This is a genomic window from Robinsoniella sp., from assembly GCF_034124845.1.
This window is the reverse complement of record NZ_JAWYAJ010000294.1, coordinates 1-9509: the sequence shown is the minus strand read 5'-3', so window position 1 is coordinate 9509 and position 9509 is coordinate 1. Positions and strand designations below refer to the sequence as shown.

8 protein-coding genes are annotated in these 9509 nt (G+C 43.8%); 1 reads left to right on the top strand and 7 read right to left on the bottom strand.

The window, feature by feature from the left end; all coding sequences use genetic code 11:
- The 7 genes from uvrA to ACH2DQ_RS14655 form a co-directional block, all read right to left on the bottom strand.
- The coding region (uvrA, locus tag ACH2DQ_RS14685) for an ABC-ATPase UvrA (protein ID WP_395027249.1) at positions 1-2100 on the bottom strand (2100 nt) is incomplete at its 3' end.
- Positions 2101-2442: 342 nt separating this feature from the next.
- Positions 2443-3777, bottom strand: a complete 1335-nt coding sequence (locus ACH2DQ_RS14680; RefSeq protein ID WP_394911589.1) for a glycoside hydrolase family 32 protein — start codon at positions 3775-3777, stop codon at positions 2443-2445.
- A gap of 20 nt (positions 3778-3797) precedes the next feature.
- Positions 3798-4892, bottom strand: coding sequence for an ABC transporter ATP-binding protein (locus ACH2DQ_RS14675; protein WP_395027246.1), 1095 nt, complete (start codon positions 4890-4892; stop codon positions 3798-3800).
- 4 nt (positions 4893-4896) lie between these two features.
- A complete protein-coding gene (locus ACH2DQ_RS14670; RefSeq protein WP_394911591.1) occupies positions 4897-5748 on the bottom strand; it encodes a carbohydrate ABC transporter permease in 852 nt (283 codons plus the stop codon).
- Positions 5720-6622 (bottom strand): carbohydrate ABC transporter permease, encoded by a 903-nt coding sequence (locus tag ACH2DQ_RS14665; RefSeq protein ID WP_394911592.1) that lies wholly within the window; start codon positions 6620-6622, stop codon positions 5720-5722. Before ACH2DQ_RS14665 ends, ACH2DQ_RS14670 begins: the two co-directional genes overlap by 29 nt.
- The gene (locus ACH2DQ_RS14660; RefSeq protein ID WP_394911593.1) at positions 6622-7944 is read right to left on the bottom strand and encodes an ABC transporter substrate-binding protein; all 1323 of its coding nucleotides are present in this window, start codon (positions 7942-7944) and stop codon (positions 6622-6624) included. The genes ACH2DQ_RS14665 and ACH2DQ_RS14660 overlap by 1 nt, the downstream gene beginning before the upstream one ends.
- Before the next feature lie 218 nt (positions 7945-8162).
- Positions 8163-8261: a DUF6783 domain-containing protein gene (locus tag ACH2DQ_RS14655; protein ID WP_394911723.1), complete on the bottom strand. Its 99-nt coding sequence runs from the start codon at positions 8259-8261 to the stop codon at positions 8163-8165.
- Between the two features lie 72 nt (positions 8262-8333).
- On the opposite strand from ACH2DQ_RS14655, the gene ACH2DQ_RS14650 reads away from it, so the two are divergent.
- Positions 8334-9365, top strand: coding sequence for a substrate-binding domain-containing protein (locus ACH2DQ_RS14650; RefSeq protein ID WP_394911594.1), 1032 nt, complete (start codon positions 8334-8336; stop codon positions 9363-9365).
- Positions 9366-9509: the final 144 nt, after the last annotated feature.

Sequence of the window (9509 nt, the reverse complement as noted above, 5' to 3'; positions counted from 1 at the left end):
AAACAATACCGCAGCCTCATCAATACTCAGCTCCAGCACCTCAGCAATATTATACCCTTTGTATCTTACATTTAAAACGGGTTTTTGATACCTTTTCCCTCTGCAAACCGGGCAGACCACTTCCACATCCGGCAGAAAATTCATGGATACTGACAGCTTTCCGGCACCTTGACAATGTTCGCACCGCCCACCTGGAACATTATAGGAAAAGTGTTTTGCCTGTAATCCCATGTTTTCTTTCCTAGCAATACCGGCATACAAATTCCTTATGTCAGAAAAAATATCCGTATAAGTCGCCGCATTGGAACGGGGAGATCTTCCGATGGATGTCTGATTAATCGTAATCACATCGTCTAAATGTTCAAAACCGCTGACATTCCCACAATGCATACTTCCGGGCTGGTGGAAATAAGCATCTGCTGCTTCTGCCACTTCCCCGAATACCAGACTGGACTTACCTGCACCTGATACGCCTGTCACGGTAATAAACTTCCCCAATGGGATTTCTGTGCACAAGTCTTTCAGATTATTTGTATTTGCATGTCGGATCACCAGACTTTTTCCGTTGCCGCCAGACTTCAGATATTTTCCGGTAAATCCTTTTCCGCTTAAGTATTTACCGGTAATCGATTCCGAACAATTAATTATATCCGACACCTTTCCGGCCGCAACAATCCGGCCTCCGTCTCTTCCGGCCCCCGGTCCAAAGTCGATGATATAATCTGCCGCCTGTATGATCTTAAGGTTATGTTCAATAACAATCACCGTATTGCCCATATCCCGCAGCCGAATTAAAACATCAATAATTTTAGAAGTATCCCTGTTGTGAAGCCCCGTGGATGGCTCATCCAATACATAAAGTACCCCCGTCAGGCTGCTTCCCAGGACAGAAGCGAGCTTAATTCTCTGGGCCTCCCCAGCAGAGAGGGATACGCCGGGCTGGTCCAGGGTCAGATATCCCGCCCCTGCCTCAATGATACGTTTTATGCGGCGCTCCAGATTATCCAATACCTGCCCCACAACCCCTCTGGCATCCGGTGTAAGTTTACATTCAAGCTCATTGAGCCAGTCCAATACATCCGTAAGGGGCATGGAAAGTGCCTCCTTAATATTCACACCGGCAACCCGGACATCCAGTATGTCTTTTCTAAAACGAATACCTCCGCACTCCGGACACTCCTGCTGTATCAAATACTTTTCAAAGCGCTGCTTTGCACTATAGGAGCTCTTTTCCTCATAGCGGCGCATCATATTCGTAATGACCCCCTCATATCGCCCCTCCGGGACTGTTTTCGGCGGTTTTTTGTCAGGAAAATGCCGGGTAAATTCTTTACTCAGGGCACCGTAAAGCAACAAATCCATTGCCGGCTCACAATAATCTGAAATTGGTGCTGAGAGGTCAAACTCAAATCCATAATATCTTGCTGCATTGGCAATGGATGCCCCGTACCGGTCAATATATACCTGATCCCATCCATGGATGGCAAACTCTTTTATACTCTTTGTTTTATTAATTAGAAGTTGTATATCGGGTATGCTTACCACGCCCATGCCTTTGCAGGCGGGACATGCTCCGGAGGGCTTATTAAATGAAAAATGGCTCGCCGTAAGCTCTGTGATATTTTTGCCGCAATGGGGGCAAGACATCATCTGCTCATACATCTCTGCTGCCTCTTCCCCCTGATCCGGAAGTTCTGCATAGATATCTCCCGTCTCTTTTCCAAAATCCGGCACTACCATTTTGCCGCAGTGTTTACAATGCCTTTCACCTATTTTAGAAAACAGCACCCTGAGATAAGGGGAAATCTCTGTAACCGTGCCCACCGTGGAACGGGGATTGCGATTGGTATTTTTCTGATTGATGGAAATAGCCGGGGATAGGCCTTGGATATCGTCTACCATGGGTTTGGAACCGATCTCCATTGTCATGCCCATAGACTCCATATATTGTCTTTGGCATTCCCGCTGAAGGGTCTCCATCGCCAGCGTAGATTTTCCGCTGCCGGACAGCCCTGTAAACACAATCAGCTTATTTTTAGGAATCTCCACGCTGATATTTTTCAAATTATTCTGACGCGCACCTTTGATTCTGATATTCATATTAATTGTTCTCCTTTCACAGACACTCATTGATTGCTCGGGTCATATTTTTTATAACACATTAGAAAACTCTGGTGTCATAGTGTAGGGTTTTAAAACCAAATAGGCAGTGCTGTCAGTTTGATTCCCGTGGGCAACGAGCCAAACGGACACGCTGGCGGGTCCATTTGGCGACTGCCGCGAAGGTTGCTGAACGTCCAGTGGACATTCGTTTAGCAACGACCGGAGCGGAAGCGGAGAACAAAAACAACGTTGCTTGCAGTGGAGTTTTTGACTTCTGGCAGAATGCGGCACAACAGCCTGCAAGGTTTCCCCGTCAGGCTGTCTCTTATACTTATTTGGTTAATTACACATCTGTTTCAGAATGAATTTCTTACCCTCAGGCAGTGAAATATCTTCCTTTAAATCATATACTATATTGCTGATTACATACTCCCCGTCATTTACATAGACCTCCACTAAATTCCGGTCCACAAGAATATTCAGCCGGGCATTCTCTCTTAGTTCCGGGGTTTCAAAGGAAAGCCTGCAGTTTGTGATTCCCTCGTAAACTTTTTCCCGGTTTGTACCGATTTTATTTCCCTTTCTGTAAATCTCATAACCGCCCAGAGATAGTGACTCCCCGTCATCCAGCGCAATCTTTAACTGGTATGGTTTTCCCGCTTCCAGTTCTTCAACCTGAGATATTTCCTTTGTAAATGCTTTTTCCACATTTGGATGCATCCGATAATAGATGTGGTGGTCTCTGAGTTCTGCTACCCGGGGCGTGCACATCATTCCGATCCAGGGCTTTTCATCCGAAACCGGTCTGGGCATTCTCATCCATCCGACGACAACTCTGCGCCCTTCTTCGTCTAGCGTACTCTGAGGTGCATAGAGATCCAGCCCATAGTCTGCAAACTGATACGTTTCTGCCATTTTCAGGGTTCCTGTCTGTTCGTCAAATTCTGCTTCTGCACATATGGCATGGTTCTGTTCCTTATCACCATCCTTTAAAAATCCCATGGGAGACAGACAAACCACCCAGCCCTCTTCGGTCTGATACAGATCCGGACATTCCCACATCCAGCCAAAAGAAGGATCTTCCGATTCGTAACTGTTCAGATATTCCCAGTTTTCTTTATCACTGCTTCTGTAAAATAGCAGAATTCCTTTTTTCTCGTCCAGTGTACTTCCAAGAACCATATAGTAATAATCTTCGCTTTTCCATACCTTAGGATCCCTTGTATGTGTACGATGCCCAAGGGAAGCATCCACAATGGGAGGAATTATCAGCTTTTTATCTTTGAAATTGTCAAAGTGAATCCCATCATTGGATGTGATCATCATCTGGGAAGACTCAAATTGTTCATTCACACAGTGATGGATATCCTCCTTTGTAATCTCTTCATAACGCACACCGGTGTAATAAATATAAAGCTTTCCATTCTCCTGCACCGCACTTCCGGAAAAGCATCCATTTTTATCCCAGTATTTACTTGGGTAAAGGGCAATCTCCTGATGTGTCCAGTTAACCAGGTCTGAACTAATTGCATGGCCCCAGTGCATGGTTGCCCATGCCGGCGCATAAGGAAAGTACTGGTAAAACAAATGATATTTTCCTTTATAATAGATAAAACCATTGGGATCATTGATCCAGTTCCCCGGTGCCCTCAAGTGTAATTGATGTTCCGTCATAGAAACCTCCCTGATTCATATTAATATTTTTCTTCTGTCTGTTTATCAAAGAAATGAAATTTTGTAGGTTCCAGTACAAAGGAAATCTTTTCTCCGATACTGCTGACCTCATATTTAGAAACCCGTGCAACAGTGGTTATTCCGCCAAAACTGAAATAAAGATTATTTTCATTACCCATGACTTCTTTATTTTCTACGACAGCAGTCTGTATATCCGATTTGTAGATCTCCAGATTGTGCGGATCCAGTTTTATATCCTCACCGCGGATCCCCAGAATCATATCGCCCTGCTTTCCGTTCAATTTTTTTAAAACACCCTCCGGGAGCGTGATCTTCTTTTTATCACCTTTGAATTCCACTATATTGCCGTTTACATGCACATCATAGAAATTCATCTGAGGAGATCCGATGAAGCCCGCTACAAATTTATTCACGGGGTGCTCATATAATTCCATTGGAGCACCTACCTGCTGGATAACACCGTCCTTCATGATTACAATACGGTCCGCCATGGTCATCGCCTCTGTCTGATCATGGGTTACATAAATGGTGGTCGTGCCCAGCGTGCGGTGAAGCTTGCTGATTTCATTTCGCATACTCACGCGCAGCTTGGCATCCAGGTTGGATAGCGGCTCATCCATAAGAAATACTTTCTGATTCTTCACAATCGCCCTGCCCAATGCAACCCTCTGCCGCTGGCCCCCGGAAAGATTCTTCGGTTTTCGGTACCGGTACTCTTCCAGTCCCAGTATATCAATTGCCCAGTCTACTTTTCTTTTGATTTCATCGGATGGCACTTTCATATTCTTTAAACCGTACCCGATATTTTTCTCCACGGTCATATGGGGATAAAGAGCATAATTCTGAAATACCATAGCAATTCCCCGGTCTCTTGGCGCTGTTTCATTTACCTTTTTTCCATCGATAAACAATTCTCCCTGTGAGATATCTTCAAATCCCGCAATCATACGCAGTGTTGTGGACTTTCCACAGCCGGACGGTCCCACAAATGCAATAAATTCCTTCTCTTTAATTTCCAAATTAAAATTGGAAACCGCATTCTTATCCGTATTTGCATATTTTTTATTTATATTTTTTAATTCAATAAAGCTCATACTATCATCCTTCCTTCGTGCCTGTGTGTGTAACTCCTTCTACAATCTGTTTGGAGAAACAGGAATATATAATAATGACCGGTATCGTAATCAGGGTGATGACTGCCAGAGTCTGCCCCATGGTTGTATTTTCATTGGCTGTGATGGAATTTAATCCGATCTGTGCCGTAAGCAGATCACTGGAAGTGAATACCAGGGACGGCCAGAGATAGTCATTCCAAACGTTCAGAAACGTAAAAACACTGACTGTAGCCACAACTGTTTTCGACATGGGAAGAACCATCGTAAAGAAATACTTCACCGGACTGCAGAAATCAAGCTGTGCCGCTTCATAAACGTCATCCGGCAGGCTTAAAAAAACCTGGCGGAACAGAAAAATATTGAATGGGTTTACGATCATAGGCAGAATATAACCAATCACCGTATTCAGCAGCCCCGTTTTTGCGATTATCAAAAAGTGTATGGTAATAATCGTCTCTGTCGGAATAATCATCAGCATCATTATAACCAGCACCCATCGCTCCCGGAAGGGAAAATCTATTTTCGCAAGGGCATATCCTGCCAGGCCGTTTACGATAATTCCCAGTACGATGAGAACCGCAGCGTAAAACAGCGTGTTTCCCATATAGCGCAGAAAAGAAGTATTGGTGATAATGGATATATAGTTGTCAAAAAAGCTGCTGCTTGGTGCCGGCGGAATAAACGCAGACATGGCATTCATATCCGCTGCAATGGCAGCATCCGGTTTAAATGAATTTGCCAGCATCCAGACCACCGGAAATAAGAAGAAGACTGATAAAATAAGCATCAGGATAACCAGTAACCAATTAATTGATTTTTGTTTTTTTGTTAACATGTTTCTCCTCCTTATCTCTCGTTAAGATCGTCTGCACAATGGTCAGTATGACCACAAATATCACAAACACAATTGCCATGGTTGAAGCAAGTCCCATTTCCCAGTTCACCGTACCAGTTTCATAGATATCGTAAACCAGCGTATAAGTAGAGTGGGAAGGCCCGCCTCCTGTCATAACCATCGGCTGGACAATCATTTTAAAAGCACCGATGGTGATAGTGATAAATACAAATATACAAATGGGCTTTAATTCCGGCAGGGTAATATCCCTGAATTTCTGCCATCCGCTGGCATGATCCATTTCAGCCGCTTCGTAAAGTCCCGGATTAATCGCCTGCAGCCCGCCCAGAAAAATAATCATCTGATATCCCACACCCTGCCAGATACTCATAAATGCAATAGACGGAAGTGCCTGTTTATCGCTGTAAATAAAAGGCTGTGCGGATAGGCCCAAGTTCACCAGTATCGTATTAAGAATTCCCTCCGGATTATAGATCTGCATCCACAAAGTGGAAACAACCGCAAGGGACATGACAACAGGTATAAAAAATGCTACTTTAAAATACTTTTTACAATGGGTTACTTTGTTAATCAGAAGCGCCAGAATAAGCGCTCCGCCTCCCTGCAGCGGCACAATTATAAATACAAACTTCACGGTATTTACGAAAGCCTTTACAAACAGTTCATCCTTAAAGATCGTAAGATAGTTTTCCAGTCCCACAAAATGTGTAAGATCCGGATTCAAAGCAAAATAATCCGTAAAGCTGAAAACCAGTGTCAACAGCATGGGGAGAAACAAAAAGATCGTTAGCAGTACCAATGCCGGACCAAAAAATGCCATTCCTAACATCGAATTAGATTTTTTTCTCTTCATTATTCTCTTGTATAACGCTTTAATTTGGCGTCAATCCTTTCTATAGATTTATCCAGTTCTCCTCCGGCATCTTTTCCATTCAGCGCTGCCCCTTCCAGGACCTGTTGAAAAGAAGTACTAACCTGAGGATATACCGGCGTTTTGGGTCTTGGATGTCCATATTTATTCAACTGCTCATACAACGCCTTATAGTTTTCATCTTCCGAAAAAAGAGATATCTGGTCAAATGCCCCATAAGTGGACGGCAGCCCTTTTGTCTGTTCATGAAGGATTATGCCGCTTTCCACCCCGCTCATCCATTTTACCAGTTCTGTAGCACCTTCCAGATCATGGGTAGAAGCTGATGCTGCATATGCCCAGGAACCTGTAGGCGTATACCTTCCCCCATCCCAGTTTTCTCCCACAATATAAGGTGCCACTCCCAGTTTGATATCCGGATAGTTCTCATAGACCGTGTTCACTTCCCATGCCCCGTCAAACTTAAATGCCGCACGACCTGTTTCAAACAGCTTATCAATGGGGGTTTTAGACATGTAGTCATTCTCCACTAGCCCACGGAAGAAATTCACTGCTTCTACATTCGCATCAGAATTGAATATGCCATCCACACTCAGACCGTCCCCACTCACAAAGTCTCCTCCATTTGCCCAAAAGAAAGGAGCATAATAATAAATGCTTGCTTCTCCAACGGGGAATGTCATATCCAGACAGTACCCGTTCTTTTCTTTCATGACCGGATCAAGTTTTTTACAAATGTCCAAAAACTCATCCCAGGTCCAGGGATCATCCCCGGAAGGAATATCAATTCCGGCATTTTCCAGAATATCCTTATTGTAATACAGCCCTACACTGGATTCCATTGCGCCCAGCGTATACAGCTTATCGTTATAGGTTCCCTGCTCAAGTATAGAATCCAGATAGACTGCCCTTTCCTCTTCCCGAAGCTTGGACAATGGCTGGATTATGCCGTTTGCAGCATAAGCCGCTACATTGGGACCATCCACCGTAAGCACATCCGGCAGCCCTCCGGACATCACAGATGCATTTACCTTATCGGAATATCCGCCTCCACTGTCATTTCTGGGAATGAACTCAATATCTGCAAAATATTTGCCGTCATACTTTTCATTAAATCTTCTCACTGACTCTGCATAGGCATCTCCTTCGGGAGTATCCTCAATTGTATGTACCCATATGGAAAGGTAACTCTCTCCTTCCTCATATCCGGCAATATCGCCTGGCTTTATCTCTTTTTGCCCGCACCCTGCCAGGCAGCTGGCGGCAAGGAAAAATACTGCCGCATATTTCCATGACTTTCTCATGCGCTCCTCCTTTACTTCACAAACCATTGTTTTGTAACCGGTAATGTTACCGGTTAAGTTACCGGTTACTTTATCTGTTTTAAGAGTATCACAACTCCATATTAGCGTCAATTCCTTTTTCCATTTTTGTGAATACTGTCTTGAATTGTCAGTATTATTTTGTAAGATATTCACAAAAATAACCGGTTACTTTCATCCATTGCTAATTTGACATTGCCTCAGGAAGGTATTTTTGTTATACTTTTGCCAGGGCGTGTTTGGAAATTGCTTTCTGACAGCTGCGCGTTCCGGTTCGCGGGAGATTTGCCCCGGATAATGGGCGCATAGCGGGTATGTAACCTGAATGTGCCAAATTTCTATCAGAAACATGTACCGACAAAGGAGCTGCTATGGGTAAAAAAAATAAAGTAACTTTTCATGATATTGCAGTTTATACAAACTTTTCAAAAACAACCATTTCCAGGTATTTTAATAACCCGGACTCTCTGACAGAAGAGAACCAGAAAATAATTGCAGATGCTCTGGTGGCTCTTGATTATAAAGAAAATAAAGTTGCCCGGATACTGGCAAGCGGAAGTACTGAGTTTGTAGGCATAATTATCCCAAACCTGTATCTGCACTACTATTCGGAAATGCTGAATCAGATTCTCTCTTCTTATCAGGAATACGGCTATAAGTTCCTGGTGTTTGTAGGCAATGATGATGCGGAAGTGGAACGTAATTACATCAAAGAATTGATGGCGTACCAGATTGAAGGCCTGATTGTCTTAAGCCACACCATTCCCTCAAAAGAGCTGGCGGATTACCGCATACCGATTGTTGCTATCGAACGGGAAGATAAGTATATTTCCAGCATTAACACGGATAACTATATGGGCGCTGTCCAGGCTACCAGCCTCCTGATTAAAAATCAATGCAGTGTCTTAATTCATATCAACAATGATGTGCCCTGTTATACACCAGCGTACGGGCGGATTAAAGGATTTCAGGATATATGCGGGGAAGAGAATATCCCGTTTGAAGTAATTTACTGCGATCTGGGATCAACTTTTGAAGCCAGCAATCAGAAGTTGACAGAGATTTATGAAGACCTAGAGAAACGGTATCCCAATCAAAAAAAGGGCATCTTTATGCCCAACGATACCCATGCCAATGTGCTGCTCAATATTATCATTCGCCAGAAAGGCTCTCTGGGCAGCGATTACCGGATTGTAGGATTTGATGATTCTCCGATTTCCAAAGAAGCGATTATCCCTATCACAACAGTAGGCCAGCAGATCAGTCTGCTGGCCCAGGAAGCGGTAAAACTGCTGGTTTCCCAGATGTCCGAGCGCAAAAAACGACGACCTAACATTTCTTCAGAACCGGTTCATAAAAAAATACCTCCGGTACTTGTGCGTAGAGATACTACCGATCATTAGTACTTTTGTTCCATACCTATACCCCTGCATACCGCAGACGAGTCTGCGGTACTGCTTCAATAGAAAGTATGGAACGCTTTTTGTTCCATACTTATACCCCTGCATACCGCAGACAGGTCTGCGGTACTGCTTCAATAGAAAGTA

Bases quoted from the DNA above. Each gene is read 5' to 3' on its own strand.
- ACH2DQ_RS14670 (WP_394911591.1), bottom strand. From the start codon at position 5,748: ATGTTAACAAAAAAACAAAAATCAATTAATTGGTTACTGGTTATCCTG.
- ACH2DQ_RS14660 (WP_394911593.1), bottom strand. From the start codon at position 7,944: ATGAGAAAGTCATGGAAATATGCGGCAGTATTTTTCCTTGCCGCCAGC.
- ACH2DQ_RS14675 (WP_395027246.1), bottom strand. From the start codon at position 4,892: ATGAGCTTTATTGAATTAAAAAATATAAATAAAAAATATGCAAATACG.
- ACH2DQ_RS14665 (WP_394911592.1), bottom strand. From the start codon at position 6,622: ATGAAGAGAAAAAAATCTAATTCGATGTTAGGAATGGCATTTTTTGGT.
- ACH2DQ_RS14650 (WP_394911594.1), top strand. From the start codon at position 8,334: ATGGGTAAAAAAAATAAAGTAACTTTTCATGATATTGCAGTTTATACA.
- ACH2DQ_RS14680 (WP_394911589.1), bottom strand. From the start codon at position 3,777: ATGACGGAACATCAATTACACTTGAGGGCACCGGGGAACTGGATCAAT.